Origin of the sequence: Serratia sp. SCBI (assembly GCF_000747565.1) — a bacterium.
GTDB lineage: Bacteria > Pseudomonadota > Gammaproteobacteria > Enterobacterales > Enterobacteriaceae > Serratia > Serratia ureilytica.
This window is the reverse complement of the sequence record NZ_CP003424.1, coordinates 511,008-526,474: the sequence shown is the minus strand read 5'-3', so window position 1 is coordinate 526,474 and position 15,467 is coordinate 511,008. Positions and strand designations below refer to the sequence as shown.

Genomic DNA, 15,467 nt, shown 5'->3' with positions numbered 1-15,467 from the left:
ATGGAAAAGACAAACAGTCAGCTCGACACCGCATACGACCCAAAACAGATCGAACAGAAGCTGTACGATCACTGGGAGAGTCAGGGTTACTTCAAGCCGAACGGCGACACCAGCCAGGAAAGCTTCTGCATCATGATCCCGCCGCCGAACGTCACCGGCAGCCTGCACATGGGCCACGCGTTCCAGCAGACCATCATGGACACCATGATTCGCTATCAGCGCATGCAGGGTAAAAACACCCTGTGGCAGGCGGGCACCGACCACGCCGGCATCGCCACCCAGATGGTGGTGGAGCGCAAGATCGCTGCGGAAGAAGGCAAAACCCGCCACGACTACGGCCGTGACGCGTTCATCGACAAAATCTGGCAGTGGAAGGCGGAGTCCGGCGGCACCATCACCCGCCAGATGCGCCGTCTGGGCAACTCCGTGGACTGGGAGCGCGAACGCTTCACCATGGACGAAGGCCTGTCGAACGCGGTGCGCGAAGTGTTTGTCCGTCTGCACAAAGAAGACCTGATCTACCGCGGCAAGCGCCTGGTGAACTGGGATCCGAAGCTGCGCACCGCCATCTCCGATCTGGAAGTGGAAAACCGCGAATCCAAAGGTTCCATGTGGCACCTGCGTTACCCGCTGGCCGACGGCGCGAAAACCGCCGAGGGCAAAGACTACCTGGTGGTCGCCACCACCCGTCCGGAAACCGTGCTGGGCGATACCGGCGTGGCGGTCAACCCGGAAGATCCGCGCTATAAAGACCTGATCGGCAAAGAGATCATTCTGCCGCTGGTCGGCCGCCGCATCCGCATCGTCGGCGACGAACACGCCGATATGGAAAAAGGCACCGGCTGCGTGAAGATCACCCCGGCGCACGATTTCAACGACTACGAAGTCGGCAAACGCCACGGCCTGCCGATGATCAACATTCTGACCTTCGACGGCGACATCCGTCAGGAAGCGGAAGTGTTCAACACCCTGGGCGAAGTCTGCACCGATTACTGCAACGAGATCCCGGCCGAGTTCCGCGGCCTGGAGCGCTTCGCGGCGCGTAAAGCGGTGGTCGCCGCCTTCGATCAGTTGGGCCTGCTGGACGAGATCAAACCGCACGACCTGACGGTGCCTTACGGCGACCGCGGCGGCGTGGTGATCGAGCCGATGCTGACCGACCAATGGTACGTGCGCACCGCGCCGCTGGCCAAAGTGGCGGTGGAAGCGGTCGAACAGGGCGATATCCAGTTCGTGCCGAAGCAGTATGAAAACATGTACTTCAGCTGGATGCGCGACATCCAGGACTGGTGCATCTCGCGTCAGCTGTGGTGGGGCCACCGCATCCCGGCCTGGTACGACGTGAACGGCAAAGTCTACGTGGGCCGCAGCGAAGAAGAAGTGCGCAGCGAGAACAACCTGGGCGCCGACGTGGTGCTGACCCAGGACGAAGACGTACTGGACACCTGGTTCTCGTCCGGCCTGTGGACCTTCTCTACCCTGGGCTGGCCGGAGCAGACCGAGGCGCTGAAAACCTTCCACCCGACCAGCGTGATGGTCAGCGGCTTCGACATCATCTTCTTCTGGATCGCGCGCATGATCATGCTGACCATGCACTTCATCAAGGATGAAAACGGCAAGCCGCAGGTGCCGTTCAAGACCGTCTACATGACTGGCCTTATCCGCGACGACGAAGGCCAGAAGATGTCCAAGTCGAAAGGCAACGTGATCGATCCGCTGGACATGGTCGACGGCATCTCGCTGGAAGATCTGCTGGAAAAACGCACCGGCAACATGATGCAGCCGCAGCTGGCGGAGAAAATCCGCAAGCGCACCGAGAAACAGTTCCCGAACGGCATCGAGCCGCACGGCACCGACGCCCTGCGCTTCACCCTGGCGGCGCTGGCTTCGACCGGCCGCGACATCAACTGGGACATGAAGCGCCTGGAAGGCTACCGCAACTTCTGTAACAAGCTGTGGAACGCCAGCCGCTTCGTGCTGATGAACACCGAAGCGCACGACTGCGGCTTCAACGGCGGCGAGAAAGTGCTGTCGCTGGCGGATCGCTGGATCCTGGCCGAATTCAACCGCACGGTGAAAGCCTACCGCGAAGCGCTGGATACCTACCGCTTCGATCTGGCGGCCAACATCCTGTACGAATTCACCTGGAACCAGTTCTGCGACTGGTATCTGGAGCTGACCAAGCCGGTGGTGAGCAACGGCAGCGAAGCGGAACAGCGCGGCACCCGCCACACGCTGATCACCGTGCTGGAAGCGCTGCTGCGCCTGGCGCACCCGATCATTCCGTTCATCACCGAAACCATCTGGCAGCGCGTGAAGCCGCTGACCGGCACGACCGCAGACACCATCATGCTGCAGCCGTTCCCGGCCTACGACGCCGCGCTGGAAGACGAGCAGGCGCTGAACGATCTGGAGTGGATCAAGCAAACCATCATCGCCGTGCGCAACATCCGCGCCGAGATGAACATCGCGCCTAGCAAAACGCTCGACGTGCTGCTGCGCAACTGCAGCGCCGACGCCCAGCGCCGCGTGCAGGAGAACCAAAGCTTTATCGCCCGTCTGGCGCGCCTGGAATCCATCGCGCTGCTGCCGGCCGGAGAGAAAGGCCCGGTCTCCGTCACCAAGCTGGTGGACGGCGCCGAGCTGCTGATCCCGATGGCCGGTTTCATCGACAAGGACGCCGAGATCGCGCGTCTGGCCAAAGAGATGGGCAAACTGGATGCGGAAATCGCTTCGATCGAAGGCAAGCTGGCGAACGAAGGCTTCGTGGCGCGCGCGCCGGAAGCGGTGGTCGCCAAAGAGCGCGATCGCCTGGCGGCCTGCAAAGAAGGCAAAGTGAAGCTGCAGGAACAGCAGGCGACCATCGCCGCGCTGTAATCCACCGGCTCACGCCAACGCCTGAAAACAGCGGGGTCTTCCCCGCTGTTTTTTTATCGCCGTTGCATCCGGGTCGGGTTAGATGTTATTACAAGATATTACTGCTGCAGGGACGCCGCCGGGAAATAATCCCCGGCGCGTTTCGTGCTGCGATAAAAACGAAAAACGAACGTGGTCTCTTTCAATGGCGAGTGTAAACATGACAACAGCAACCCCGGCGCGCCTGCTGGTGCGCCCCATCACGGCGGAAGACAATCCCGCCATTGCTCACGTCATTCGCGAAGTCTCCGCCGAGCACGGCCTGACGGCGGATAAAGGCTATACCGTCTCCGATCCCAATCTGGACGCCCTGTATCAGCTCTACAGCCTGCCGCGCAGCGCTTACTGGGTGATCGAGGTGGACGGCCAGGTCGCCGGCGGCGGCGGCATCGCGCCGCTGCAGGGCGGCGCAGACGATATTTGCGAATTGCAGAAGATGTATTTCCTGCCGGTATTGCGCGGCAAGGGATTGGCGAAACGCCTGGCGCTGCAGGCGCTGGATTTCGCCCGCCGGCACGGCTTCCGCTGTTGTTACCTCGAGACCACCGCCAGCCTGACGCAGGCCGTCGCGCTGTACGAACACCTGGGCTTTGAACACATCGACCACGCGATGGGCGCCACCGGCCACGTCGATTGCGAAGTCACCATGCTGAAAACGCTGTAATCGCCCCCGCCTCTTCATCAGGGCGCAGCTTGCTGTGCCTTTTTTATTAATATCGCAATCAATCAGTAAAACTCGCTATAACGCCGTTTTTCAAGCAGATAAACTGACGTTAAAAACCGCGATGTAAATTTAATGTGAAGTTCGTTAATAAATTAACGATCGTAAATTGACCGCTTGCTCCCCCGCGCTACTCTGCCAGTATCCCAATCGCGCACGGAGAGCTGTCATGTCGGAAAACACCTTTGATTACATTATCGTCGGCGCCGGTTCCGCCGGCTGCGTGCTGGCGGCGCAGCTGATCCGCCGCACCCAGGCGCGGGTGCTGCTGCTGGAAGCCGGCGGCGACGACAATAACCTGTTTATCAAGATGCCGGCCGGCGTGGCCAAGATCATCGCCAAAAAGAGCTGGCCCTACGAAACGGAACCGGAACCGCACGCCAACAACCGCCGCATGCAGATCGCGCAGGGCAAAGTGCTGGGCGGCAGCAGTTCGGTCAACGGCATGATCTACCTGCGCGGCCAGCCGCAAGATTACGACGACTGGGCCGAGCGCTATGGCTGCGCCGGCTGGAGCTACCGGGAGGTGCTGCCCTACTTCAAACGCGCCGAGGCCAACGAAAGCCTGTCCGACGACTACCACGGCGCCGACGGGCTGCTGCCGGTCAGCGAAAACCGCTATCGCCACCCGCTGAGCATGGCGTTTATCCGCGCCGGCCAGGAGTTGAACCTGCCCTATCGCAACGACTTCAACGGCGACAGCCAGCACGGCGTCGGTTTCTACCAAACCACCACCCGCAACGGCGAGCGCGCCAGCACCGCCCGCACCTACCTGAAGGCGGTGCGCGACGAACGGCGGCTGGTGGTGAAACTGAACGCCCTGGCGCACCGGCTGACCTTCGAGGGCAACGTCGCCACCGGCGTGGTCTACAGCCAGAACGGCGGCGCGGAAGTGACCGCGCGCGCCACCAAAGAAGTGATCGTCAGCGCCGGCGCGGTCGGTTCGCCGAAGCTGCTGATGCTGTCCGGCATCGGCCCGCGCGACCACCTGCAGCAGCTGGGCATCGAGGTGCGGGCGGATCTGCCGGTGGGCAAAAACTTCCACGACCATCTGCACATGTCGATCAACGTCAGCACCCGCGAGCCGATCAGCCTGTTCGGCGCCGATCGCGGCCTGCAGGCGCTGAGCCACGGCGCGCAGTGGCTGGCGTTTCGCAGCGGGGTGCTTTCGTCCAACGTGCTGGAAGGCGCCGCCTTCACCGACAGCCGGGGCGATGGCCGCACGGACGTGCAGATCCACTTCCTGCCGATGCTCGACAGCTGGGACGACGTGCCCGGCGAGCCGCTGCCGAACATTCACGGCTTCACGCTCAAGGTCGGCTACCTGCAACCGAAGGCGCGCGGCGAAGTGCTGCTGCGCAGCAGCAACCCGCGCGATCCGGTCAAGCTGCACGCCAACTACCTCGGCCACCCGGACGATCTGGCCGGCAGCGTGCGCGCGGTGAAGTTCGGCCTGGGCTTCCTGCAAACCGCGGCGCTGAAGCCGCTGATCAAGGATCTGCTGATGCCGCAGCCGGAGTGGACGCGCGACGACTCACAGCTGGAAGCCTTCGTGCGCAACTTCTGCAAGACGGTGTATCACCCGGTGGGCAGCTGCCGCATGGGGCCGTCGCCGCAGGACGCGGTGACCGATCCGCAGCTGCGGGTGCACGGTTTTGAACGGCTGCGGGTGATCGACGGCTCAGTGATGCCGCAGCTCACCAGCGGCAATACCAATGCGCCGACCATTATGCTGGCGGAAAAGGCGGTGGATTTATTGCTGGGCGCGCCGCAGTAAGGACGCGCCTCAACGTCAGGCGGCGACGGGCACGCCGCTGTGAAAACGCAGCTCGCTGTCCGGCGACAGGATCAATTCAGCCTCGAGGCGGCCGAAATGCGCCACCCGTTCGCTGATGTCGCCGCCGGCGATCTGTTCCGCCAGTGTCAGGTAGTCCTGATAGTGACGCGCTTCGGATCGCAGCAGCGAGACGTAAAAGCGGTTCAGCTCATCGTCCAGGTGCGGCGCCAGTTTGGCGAAGCGCTCGCAGGATCGCGCTTCGATGTAGGCGCCGCAGATCAGTTTGTCGATCAGCGTCGCCGGATCGTGGGTGCGGATCTCGCGGATCATCCCCTTGGCATAGCGGCTGGCGGTGATCTTGCGATACGGGATCCCGCGTGCCTGCATGATCTCCAGCACCTGCGAGAAATGATGCAGTTCTTCCTTGATCAGCAGCACCATGCGATCCGCCAGATCCTGGCCGTAGGCCGAGCCGTTTTTCGGCAGGATCTTGCGGGTGAACTGGCCCTGGCGGAACAATGTGTCGGGCGCGCCCTGCGCTTCGTGCAGAAACGCCTCGTAGGGCCGCAGCAGCGCCAACAGCGCGTCGCCGCTCTCTTTGTCCGCCACGTAGCGGCGGATCAGCCACATGCCGGTCTGCGCGGCTTTCAGCTCGCACACCAGGTGATCGGTCAGCAACAGCTGCAGGTTTTCCGGACGGCGCGCGGCGTCGATCCAGGCGTCGGGAGTTTCACAGTGCAGGAAGCTTAAAATCGGGGCTAGCAGGGATTGGTATGTCATGGCGTCATTGCCCTATGTATTTCAAGTTGCAGCTAGGCGGCCAGCTCACTCATCCCCAGGAGCTTACTCAGGTAAGTGACTGGGGTGAGAGAGTGCAGCCAACAACGCTGCAGCTTGAAAGACGACGGGGATATCAGGGGCCGGCGAGAACCGGCCCATGTGAATAAGCGGGGTTAATCAGTGGCGTTTGCCGTCGTCGTCTTCGTCGATATAGTCGCCGTCTTCGTCATCCTCACCGTCTTCACCGTTCGGATCTTCGAAGTAGGTGCCCCAGCCGTCGTAGTTGACGCCGCAGCGCTCCGCCAGCGCCACCAGCTGCTCGACCTGAGCGTCGATCAGCTCGGCGTTCAGGCCGACTTCGCTGATCACGTCGCAGCACATCACCATCGAACCGTCTTCCACTTCCAGCTCTTCGGCGTCGGTCACTTCGTAGCCCAGCTTGAAGGCTTCAACGGCGGCCTGCTCCAGAACCTCAAATTTCTCGGCGGACAGATGGTGCTCGATGGTGTAGAGCGCGTCCGGATCGCTGCCGTCTTCCAGCAGCTCTTCGATGATCAGGCGGGTCTCTTCACGTTGTTCTTCCAGCAATTCGCGGTTTGCCATGCCTATATCCTCAAGTCAAATGGCCTTCATTCCTTCTATTTTCACACACCGCCGACATTGCTTCCACGATAAACGTGAAAGATTTCCTCACCGGGGTTGAAATTGAATATTCATACATATAAAGTGAATTTTAATTCAATTAAGCAATCAGGGAATCGGACTATGAGCACCGGCAATGCGTTCTACCAACGTCACTTTCTGAGGTTAATGGATTTCACCCCCGCCGAGCTGCAGGCGCTGCTGCAGCTTTCGGCCGATCTGAAGCAGGCCAAGAAGCAGGGGCAGGAACAGCGCCGGCTGCAAGGCAAAAACATTGCGCTCATCTTCGAAAAAGACTCAACCCGCACGCGATGCTCTTTCGAAGTTGCCGCATTCGATCAGGGCGCGCAGGTCACGTACCTCGGCCCGAGCGGCAGCCAGATCGGCCATAAAGAGTCGATGAAAGACACCGCCCGGGTGCTGGGCCGCCTGTACGACGGTATTCAGTACCGCGGCTACGGCCAGGCGCTGGTGGAAACCCTGGCGCAGCACGCCGGCGTGCCGGTGTGGAACGGCCTGACCGACGAGTTCCACCCTACCCAATTGCTGGCGGATCTGCTCACCGTGCAGGAACACCTGCCGGGCAAGGCGCTGAACGAAGTGAAGCTGGCGTACGTCGGCGACGCGCGCAACAACATGGGCAACACGCTGCTGGAAGCCGCCGCGCTGGCGGGCATGGATCTGCGGCTGGTGGCGCCGAAGGCCTGTTGGCCGCAGCCGGAACTGGTGGCCGAATGCCAGGCGCTGGCGCAGCAAACCGGCGCGAAACTCACCCTGACCGAAGACATCGCCGAAGGGGTACAAGACGCCGATTTCCTCTACACCGACGTGTGGGTGTCGATGGGCGAACCGAAAGAGACCTGGCAGGAGCGTATCGCGCTGCTGCGGCCGTATCAGGTCAACATGGCGATGCTGAAACTGACCGGCAACCCGAACGTGAAGTTCCTGCACTGCCTGCCGGCGTTCCACGACGATCAAACCACGCTCGGCAAGCAGATGGCGCAGCAGTACGATCTGCACGGCGGCATGGAAGTGACCGACGAGGTGTTCGAGTCGGCGCACAGCGTGGTGTTCGATCAGGCGGAAAACCGGCTGCATACCATCAAGGCGGTGCTGGTCGCCACGCTGAGCGCAACGCTCTGACACGCCTCCCCCTCCGCCCTGGCGCCCCCGACCAGGGCGGCTAATATATTCCTGGAATATCAAATAGCGCATTGGCCTTTGCCCGCCGCGGACAAAGGTTCTACCGTGACAGGCCGACGGCGCCCGCGCCGTAAAAACCAACGATAACAAACCGTTCTCAGCGCCGCCCTGCGGCGCCTTCAGGGGATACACATCGATGAAAACCAAACTCTTGCCGCTGTTCCTGCTCGCCGCCCTGCCCGCCGCCGCGTTGGCCGCCACGCCGCCGAATACGCTGGTGGTGGTGCAATCGCTGGATGACATCGTCAGCCTCGATCCGGCGGAAGCCAACGAACTCTCCAGCATCCAGACGGTGCCCAGCCTGTACCAGCGCTTGGTGCAGGCGGATCGCGACGATCCGGCCAAGGTGGCGCCGGTGCTGGCGGAAAGCTGGCAGAGCGATGCGGCGGCCAAAACGCTGACGGTAAAACTGCGGCCGCAGGCGGCGTTCGCCTCCGGCAACCCGCTGACCGCCGACGACGTGATCTTCTCCTACAGCCGCGCGGTGAAAATGAACAAGTCGCCGGCGTTCATCCTCAACGTGCTCGGCTGGCAGCCGGACAACATCGACGCGCAGCTGAAGAAGATCGACGACCATACCGTGCAGCTGCGCTGGACGGCGGACGTCAGCCCGGCGGTGGCGCTGAATATCCTCTCGACGCCGATCGCCTCGATCGTCGACAGCAAAGCGGCGCTGGCCAACGTCAAAGACGGCGACTTCGGCAACGCCTGGCTGAAAATGCACTCCGCCGGCAGCGGCCCGTTCAAGATGCGCGTCTATCAGCCGCATCAGGCGATCGTGCTGGACGCCAACCCCACGACGCCGGGCGACAAGCCGCAGCTGAAAAACATCATCATCAAGAACGTGCCGGATCCGGCCACCCGCCGCCTGCTGGTCCAGCAGGGCGACGCCGATATCGCCCGCGAACTGGGCGCCGACCAGACCGACACGCTGAAGAACCAGCCGGGGGTTAAGGTGTTGGAGATCCCGTCCGCCGAGCAAAACTACCTGGTATTCAACACCGGCAACGGCGCCAATCCGCTGCTGAACAACCCGGCCTTCTGGGAGGCGGCGCGCTATCTGGTGGATTATCAGGGCATCACCCAGGATCTGCTGAAGGGCCAATACTTCGTGCATCAGAGCTTCCTGCCGGTCGGGCTGCCGGGCGCGCTGGAGACCAACCCGTTCCGCTACGATCCGGCCAAGGCGAAAGCCATCCTGGCCAAAGCGGGCATCACCCACGCCGCCTTTACGCTGGACGTAGAGAACAAGCCGCCTTTCATCACCATCGCGCAGGCGCTGCAGGGCAGCTTCGCCGCCGCCGGCGTGAAGGTCGAGCTGCTGCCGGCCGCGGGCAGCCAGGTTTACTCCCGCGTGCGCGCCAGGCAGCATCAGGCGGCAATCCGCCTGTGGATCCCGGATTATTTCGACGCCCACTCCAACGCCAGCGCCTTTGCCTACAACGACGGCAAGAGCAGCACGGTGGCCGGGCTGAACGGCTGGCAGATCCCGCAGTTGAATAAGCAGACGCTGGCGGCACTGGCCGAAGCCGATCCGGCCAAGCGCCGCGCGCTGTACACCGCCATGCAACAGGAGCTGCAGCGCAGTTCGCCGTACGTGTTTATCGATCAGGCCAAAACCGAAGTGGTGCTGCGCGACAACATCAAAGGCTACCAGCAGGGGCTGAACGCCGACATGGTCTACTACGATCGCGTCAGCAAATAGCCCGCAGGCGGCCATCGCCGGCCAATCGATTGCGGGGCGGCAAAAAACGGCGTTTTAACGCTTGCAGTGGCGAAAAGCGCGAGTATAATGCGCCACAATTTGCCAGGAGAAAGCATGAAAAACGACGTTTGTTTTGTTAGCCGCAATCGACAAAACCGACTGCCTATCGGCGGCCAGCTGCCGTTGTTTCTCCTGTTGCTAAACCGATCGTTTCAAGCCCCTCATTGAGGGGCTTTTTTTTGTCCTTAAAAAGTCCCGCGCCACGGGCACGCGTCGAGGAGGAGTGAAAAATGGCCAACCCGCTGTATCACAAACACATCATCTCTATTAACGATCTCAGCCGCGAGGATCTGGAGCTGGTGCTGCGCACCGCCGCCGGTCTGAAAGCCAACCCGCAGCCGGAACTGTTGAAACACAAGGTGATCGCCAGCTGCTTCTTCGAAGCCTCGACCCGTACCCGCCTGTCGTTCGAAACCTCGATGCACCGCCTCGGCGCCTCGGTGGTCGGTTTCGCCGACGGCAGCAACACCTCGCTCGGCAAAAAAGGCGAAACCCTGGCCGACACCATCTCGGTGATCAGCACCTATGTGGACGCCATCGTGATGCGCCATCCGCAGGAAGGCGCGGCGCGCATGGCCTCGGAGTTCTCCGGCAACGTGCCGGTGCTCAACGCCGGCGACGGCGCCAACCAGCACCCGACCCAGACCCTGCTGGATCTGTTCACCATCCAGGAAACCCAGGGGCGCCTGAGCAACCTCAGCATTGCTATGGTCGGCGATCTGAAGTACGGCCGCACCGTGCACTCGCTCACCCAGGCGCTGGCCAAATTCGAAGGCAACCGTTTCTACTTCATCGCCCCGGACGCGCTGGCGATGCCGGCCTACATCCTGAAAATGCTGGAAGAGAAAGGCATCGAGTACAGCCTGCACGGCAGCATTGAAGAAGTGGTGCCGGAGCTGGATATTCTCTACATGACCCGGGTGCAGAAAGAGCGCCTCGATCCGTCCGAGTACGCCAACGTGAAGGCGCAGTTCGTGCTGCGTGCCGCAGATCTGGCCGGCGCGCGCGCCAACCTCAAGGTGCTGCACCCGCTGCCGCGCATCGACGAGATCGCCACCGACGTGGATAAAACGCCGCACGCTTACTACTTCCAGCAGGCGGGCAACGGCATCTTCGCCCGTCAGGCGCTGCTGGCGCTGGTGCTCAACGCAGATTTGGCTCTTTAAGGGGGAACCGCCATGACTCACGACAACAAACTGCAGGTCGAAGCGATCAAATGCGGCACGGTGATCGACCACATTCCGGCGCAGATCGGTTTCAAGCTGCTGACGCTGTTCAAGCTGACCGCCACCGACCAGCGCATAACCATCGGCCTGAACCTGCCCTCCAACGAGCTGGGCCGCAAGGATCTGATCAAGATCGAGAACACCTTCCTGACCGAGCAGCAGGCCAACCAGTTGGCGATGTACGCGCCGAAGGCCACGGTGAATCGCATCGACAACTATGAAGTGGTGCGCAAGCTGACCCTCAGCCTGCCGGACCACATCGACGGCGTGCTGACCTGCCCGAACGGCAACTGCATCAGCCGCAGCGAGCCGGTGGCGTCGAGCTTCAGCGTCAAATCGCGCGACGGTGAAGTACACCTGAAGTGCCGCTACTGCGAAAAAGAGTTCGAGCATCAGGTGGTGCTGCAGGCGGACTAATCCCGGCATGGGCGCCGGGAGATGGCGCTGTTATTCTCCCGGTGACGCCCTATAATGGGTCCTCTGAAAATCACTCTACCCACGTTGCTACCCACCGAATTTTACGCTGCGGCCGACCGCGCGGCGGCGTGAAAGACAACGGGTTTATCAGGAGAAAACATGTCACGTAACATCAGCACTGAACTCGCCCCGGCAGCCATTGGTCCTTACGTGCAGGGCGTTGATCTGGGCAGCATGATCATCACTTCCGGCCAGATCCCGGTCGATCCGAAAACCGGCGCCGTCGCCGACGACGTTGCCGCTCAAGCGCGCCAGTCACTGGAAAACGTCAAAGCGATCGTCGAAGCCGCCGGCCTGATCGTTGCCGACATCGTGAAAACCACCGTGTTCGTGAAAGACCTGAACGACTTCGCCACCGTCAACGCCGCGTACGAAGCCTTCTTCACCGAGCACAGCGCGCCGTTCCCGGCCCGTTCCTGCGTGGAAGTGGCGCGTCTGCCGAAAGACGTGAAGATCGAAATCGAAGCCATCGCCGTGCGTCGTTAATCGACGCGCACGCGAATGACGGTCAGCTTCGGCTGGCCGTTTTTATTTCTGCTCTGCCCCGACAGCCTGCCGTCCCTGCGCCTTTAGCGCTCACCGCCGCCGCCTTTTCGCCCTATATTAAGGCGTCGTCACGCCAGACCTGCACCGCGAACGGGCGTTTTTCGCCGCGGTAGCCTCGCTCTGCGCCATTTTCGCCCGTTATCGCCTTGGCACGTTTTATGCTCGATTGATTGACAGCCTGCAATGTCGACGAGGTGACGATGCTGAATATCAATCTTTCCGCTTCACCGTTTTTTGATGAGATGCTTCTGGCTGAGGGAAAACACCGTGGCCACTACGACGCCTACTGGCAATGGCTGCAGCAGGCCGATCACCAGGCCGTGCAACGCAAGCGGGAAGAGGCTGCGCTGCTGTTTCACCGGGTGGGCATCACCTTCAACGTCTACGGCGACGATGACGGCGCCGAGCGGTTGATCCCGTTCGACAGCGTGCCGCGCATTATTCCGGCCGCCGAATGGGCGATGCTCGATCGCGGCATTCGCCAGCGCGTACAGGCGCTCAATGCCTTCCTGCATGACATTTACCACCAGCAGCATATTCTGAAGGCCGGCCTCATTCCGGCGGAGCAGGTGCTGGCCAACGATCAGTATCAACCCTGTATGCAAGGCGTTGATCTGCATCGCGATATCTATGCGCATATCGTCGGCGTGGACATGGTCCGCAACAGCGACGGCCAATACTACGTGCTGGAAGATAACTTGCGCACCCCGTCCGGCGTCTCTTACATGCTGGAAAATCGCAAAATGATGATGCGTCTCTATCCGGAACTGTTCGCCCGGCAACGCATCGCGCCGGTGGAGCGCTACCCGTCGCACCTGCTGCAAACGCTGCGCGAAAGCTCGCCCATCAACGATCCCACCGTGGTGGTGCTGACGCCGGGCCGCTTCAACAGCGCCTATTTTGAGCACAGTTTCCTGGCGCAGCAGATGGGGGTGGAGCTGGTCGAAAGCGCCGATCTGTTCGTCAAGGACGGCGCGGTCTTCATGCGCACCACCGCCGGGCCGTGCAAAGTGGACGTGATCTATCGTCGGGTGGACGACGCCTTCCTCGATCCGCTGGCGTTTCGGCCGGACTCGCTGCTCGGCGTACCGGGGCTGCTGTCGGTGTATCGCGCCGGCAATGTGGTGCTGGCCAACGCCATCGGCACCGGCGTGGCCGACGACAAATCGATCTACCCCTACGTGCCGGATATGGTGCGCTTCTACCTGCAAGAGGAACCGATCCTCAACAACGTGCCGACCTGGCAGTGCCGACATAAAAACGAACTGTCGTATGTGCTGGCCAACCTCGAACAGATGGTCGTGAAAGAGGTGCACGGCGCCGGCGGCTACGGCATGTTGATCGGCCCCACGGCGAGCAAGGACGAGCTCGCCCGCTTCCGCGCTCTGCTGCTGTCTCGCCCGCAGAATTACATTGCGCAAAACACGCTGGCGCTGTCCACCTGCCCGACCTTCGTCAACGATGGTCTGGCGCCGCGGCATATCGATCTGCGGCCGTTCGCCCTCAGCGGCGCGGAGATCCGCCTGGTGCCCGGCGGCCTGACCCGGGTGGCGTTGGCGGAAGGTTCGCTGGTGGTGAACTCGTCGCAGGGCGGCGGCACCAAGGACACCTGGGTATTGGAGGACGACCTATGCTGAGCCGCACCGCCAGTGAACTCTATTGGATGGCCCGCTATCTGGAGCGGGCGGAAAGCATCGCCCGGGTGCTGGACGTCACCAACAAGCTGTCGATGATGCCGATCCGCGACGGCGGCGATCAGGATCTGCAGGTGCCGCTCAACCTGACCGGCACCGGCCAGCTGTATGCCGCCGCCTACCCGGAATTGACGATGCCCAATCTGGTCAGTTTCTTCGCGCTCGACAACCGTAACCACAGCAGCATCTTCAGCTGCCTGCAAATGGGCTGGAACAACGCCCATGCGGTGCGCGGCAGCCTGTCATCCGAAGTCTGGGAGTGCATCAACGCCACCTGGATAGAGATGAAACTGATCAGCCGCCAGGGCATCGGCTCGGTGGGCGCCGATGCCTTCTTCGACTGGGTGAAGGAGCGCGCCCATCTGTTTCGCGGCGCCATGTTCGGCACGCTGCTGCGCAGCGACGCCATGCGCTTTATCCGTCTCGGCACCCTGCTGGAGCGGGCCGACGGCACCGCCCGTCTGCTGGAGGTGAAGAACACGCTGATGGACATCGACGGCGACCCGGTGCGCGAATATTACCGCATGGACACGCTGCTGCGGGCGGTGAGCGCGCGCGAAGCCTACCACAGCATCTACAAGCAGCCGTTGAGCCGCGAGACCATCGCCGAACTGATGATTCTGCGCAATGAAATCCCGCGTTCACTGCTGGCCTGCGTCGGCGACATGGTGCAGCAATTGGAACTGATCGGCGGCGGCGCCAACCAACCGCGACGTCTGGCGCACACCCTGCATGCCGAGCTGCGCTTCAGCAGCATGAAGGACCTGAACAAGATAGGCCTGGGCGAGTGGTTGAGCGCCTTTCTCGGCCAGGTGAACGGCATCGCCGAAAGCATCCATCACACTTATCTGGAGGCGCAATGAAACTGAATATTGAGCACAACACCCATTATCGCTACGCCCAGCCGGTGCAGCGCAGCACCCAATATCTGCGGCTGACGCCGCAGGATTCGCCGCATCAGCGCATCCTCTCCTGGCAACTGTCGTTGCCGGATGACGCGGTGCGCACCACCGACGCCTTCGGCAACGTACTACACGTGCTGACGCTCGATGAACCGCATCAGGCCATCACCATTCGGGTGCTCGGGGAAGTGGAGATTGAAGACGGCGTCGAAGATCGGGCGCTCGGGCACCTGTCGCCGCTGGTATTTCTACGCCATAGCCCGCTGACCCAGCCCGATGACGCCATTCAGGCCTTCGCCCTGCGTTATCATCAACCGCAGGCGGTGCTGAGCGGCCTGGAACATCTGATGGGCGAACTGCTGCTGAAAATGCCTTACAGCCCTGGCTCCACGCGCGTGACCGACAGCGCCGCCGAGGCTTTCGCCGCCGGCAGCGGCGTGTGTCAGGATCATACGCATGTCTTCCTGAGCTGCTGCCGCAGCCTGAACATCCCGGCGCGCTACGTCAGCGGCTACCTGTACAGCGAAGACTCGACCCATGTCGCCACCCATGCCTGGGCGGAAGTGTGGGTGGAGGAGCGCTGGCACAGCTTCGACGTGACCAACAATACGCGCATGCCGAATCAGCACCTTAAGCTGGCGGTCGGCATCGATTATCTGGACGCCTGCCCGGTGCGCGGCATGCGATTGGGCGGCGGCTGCGAAGACATGAGCGCCATCGCCGCCGTACAAATGATGCCAACCGGCCAGTAGCCGCTTGCCGATGGAAAATGTTTCGGGCACGCTGCGCGTTGGCGGCGTGCCGGTCTTGTTTTGAGG

At 61.9% G+C, this 15,467-nt stretch carries 13 protein-coding genes; 11 read left to right on the top strand and 2 right to left on the bottom strand.

Translation table 11 applies throughout. The features are described from left to right. From SERRSCBI_RS02400 to SERRSCBI_RS02390, 3 genes are all read left to right on the top strand, one after another. Entirely contained in the window at nt 1-2,877 is a 2,877-nt protein-coding gene (locus SERRSCBI_RS02400; RefSeq protein ID WP_042783578.1) for a valine--tRNA ligase, read from the top strand. 199 nt (nt 2,878-3,076) lie between these two features. Then, nucleotides 3,077-3,580 (top strand): GNAT family N-acetyltransferase, encoded by a 504-nt coding sequence (locus tag SERRSCBI_RS02395; protein WP_042783576.1) that lies wholly within the window; start codon nt 3,077-3,079, stop codon nt 3,578-3,580. 226 nt (nt 3,581-3,806) lie between these two features. Beyond that, entirely contained in the window at nt 3,807-5,414 is a 1,608-nt protein-coding gene (locus SERRSCBI_RS02390; RefSeq protein WP_042783575.1) for a GMC family oxidoreductase, read from the top strand. A 15-nt stretch (nt 5,415-5,429) separates the two neighbouring features. Here SERRSCBI_RS02390 and miaE read toward each other — a convergent pair whose 3' ends face one another. Both miaE and rraB read right to left on the bottom strand, forming a co-directional pair. Continuing rightward, nucleotides 5,430-6,194 carry a tRNA isopentenyl-2-thiomethyl-A-37 hydroxylase MiaE gene (miaE, locus tag SERRSCBI_RS02385; protein ID WP_042783574.1) on the bottom strand — a complete coding sequence of 255 codons (765 nt, stop codon included), beginning with the start codon at nt 6,192-6,194 and terminating at the stop codon, nt 5,430-5,432. A gap of 177 nt (nt 6,195-6,371) precedes the next feature. After that, nucleotides 6,372-6,797 carry a ribonuclease E inhibitor RraB gene (gene rraB / locus SERRSCBI_RS02380; protein ID WP_025305115.1) on the bottom strand — a complete coding sequence of 142 codons (426 nt, stop codon included), beginning with the start codon at nt 6,795-6,797 and terminating at the stop codon, nt 6,372-6,374. Nucleotides 6,798-6,959: 162 nt separating this feature from the next. Here rraB and argF point away from each other — a divergent pair, with 162 nt between their 5' ends. The 8 genes from argF to SERRSCBI_RS02340 all read left to right on the top strand — a co-directional run bounded on the left by argF (nt 6,960) and on the right by SERRSCBI_RS02340 (nt 15,401). Beyond that, nucleotides 6,960-7,979 (top strand): ornithine carbamoyltransferase, encoded by a 1,020-nt coding sequence (argF, locus tag SERRSCBI_RS02375; RefSeq protein ID WP_042783568.1) that lies wholly within the window; start codon nt 6,960-6,962, stop codon nt 7,977-7,979. Between the two features lie 196 nt (nt 7,980-8,175). After that, nucleotides 8,176-9,744: an ABC transporter substrate-binding protein gene (locus SERRSCBI_RS02370; RefSeq protein ID WP_042783566.1), complete on the top strand. Its 1,569-nt coding sequence runs from the start codon at nt 8,176-8,178 to the stop codon at nt 9,742-9,744. 290 nt (nt 9,745-10,034) lie between these two features. Further along, the gene (gene pyrB / locus SERRSCBI_RS02365) at nt 10,035-10,970 is read left to right on the top strand and encodes an aspartate carbamoyltransferase (RefSeq protein WP_004933375.1); all 936 of its coding nucleotides are present in this window, start codon (nt 10,035-10,037) and stop codon (nt 10,968-10,970) included. 12 nt (nt 10,971-10,982) lie between these two features. Then, entirely contained in the window at nt 10,983-11,447 is a 465-nt protein-coding gene (pyrI, locus tag SERRSCBI_RS02360) for an aspartate carbamoyltransferase regulatory subunit (protein ID WP_033641690.1), read from the top strand. A 159-nt stretch (nt 11,448-11,606) separates the two neighbouring features. Then, nucleotides 11,607-11,993, top strand: coding sequence for a 2-iminobutanoate/2-iminopropanoate deaminase (gene ridA / locus SERRSCBI_RS02355; RefSeq protein ID WP_004933379.1), 387 nt, complete (start codon nt 11,607-11,609; stop codon nt 11,991-11,993). A gap of 260 nt (nt 11,994-12,253) precedes the next feature. Next, a complete protein-coding gene (locus tag SERRSCBI_RS02350; protein ID WP_042783564.1) occupies nt 12,254-13,690 on the top strand; it encodes a circularly permuted type 2 ATP-grasp protein in 1,437 nt (478 codons plus the stop codon). Beyond that, complete coding sequence (locus SERRSCBI_RS02345) at nt 13,684-14,610, top strand: alpha-E domain-containing protein (RefSeq protein WP_042783563.1); 927 nt, start codon at nt 13,684-13,686, stop codon at nt 14,608-14,610. Before SERRSCBI_RS02350 ends, SERRSCBI_RS02345 begins: the two co-directional genes overlap by 7 nt. Then, nucleotides 14,607-15,401, top strand: coding sequence for a transglutaminase family protein (locus SERRSCBI_RS02340; protein WP_004933384.1), 795 nt, complete (start codon nt 14,607-14,609; stop codon nt 15,399-15,401). Before SERRSCBI_RS02345 ends, SERRSCBI_RS02340 begins: the two co-directional genes overlap by 4 nt. Nucleotides 15,402-15,467 lie beyond the last annotated feature (66 nt).

What these genes read in the sequence shown, in the direction of transcription:
- pyrB (WP_004933375.1), top strand. Translation starts at nt 10,035, where the DNA reads ATGGCCAACCCGCTGTATCACAAACACATCATCTCTATTAACGATCTC.
- SERRSCBI_RS02400 (WP_042783578.1), top strand. Translation starts at nt 1, where the DNA reads ATGGAAAAGACAAACAGTCAGCTCGACACCGCATACGACCCAAAACAG.
- SERRSCBI_RS02340 (WP_004933384.1), top strand. Translation starts at nt 14,607, where the DNA reads ATGAAACTGAATATTGAGCACAACACCCATTATCGCTACGCCCAGCCG.
- argF (WP_042783568.1), top strand. Translation starts at nt 6,960, where the DNA reads ATGAGCACCGGCAATGCGTTCTACCAACGTCACTTTCTGAGGTTAATG.
- miaE (WP_042783574.1), bottom strand. Translation starts at nt 6,194, where the DNA reads ATGACATACCAATCCCTGCTAGCCCCGATTTTAAGCTTCCTGCACTGT.
- SERRSCBI_RS02370 (WP_042783566.1), top strand. Translation starts at nt 8,176, where the DNA reads ATGAAAACCAAACTCTTGCCGCTGTTCCTGCTCGCCGCCCTGCCCGCC.
- SERRSCBI_RS02395 (WP_042783576.1), top strand. Translation starts at nt 3,077, where the DNA reads ATGACAACAGCAACCCCGGCGCGCCTGCTGGTGCGCCCCATCACGGCG.
- SERRSCBI_RS02390 (WP_042783575.1), top strand. Translation starts at nt 3,807, where the DNA reads ATGTCGGAAAACACCTTTGATTACATTATCGTCGGCGCCGGTTCCGCC.
- ridA (WP_004933379.1), top strand. Translation starts at nt 11,607, where the DNA reads ATGTCACGTAACATCAGCACTGAACTCGCCCCGGCAGCCATTGGTCCT.
- SERRSCBI_RS02350 (WP_042783564.1), top strand. Translation starts at nt 12,254, where the DNA reads ATGCTGAATATCAATCTTTCCGCTTCACCGTTTTTTGATGAGATGCTT.
- SERRSCBI_RS02345 (WP_042783563.1), top strand. Translation starts at nt 13,684, where the DNA reads ATGCTGAGCCGCACCGCCAGTGAACTCTATTGGATGGCCCGCTATCTG.
- rraB (WP_025305115.1), bottom strand. Translation starts at nt 6,797, where the DNA reads ATGGCAAACCGCGAATTGCTGGAAGAACAACGTGAAGAGACCCGCCTG.
- pyrI (WP_033641690.1), top strand. Translation starts at nt 10,983, where the DNA reads ATGACTCACGACAACAAACTGCAGGTCGAAGCGATCAAATGCGGCACG.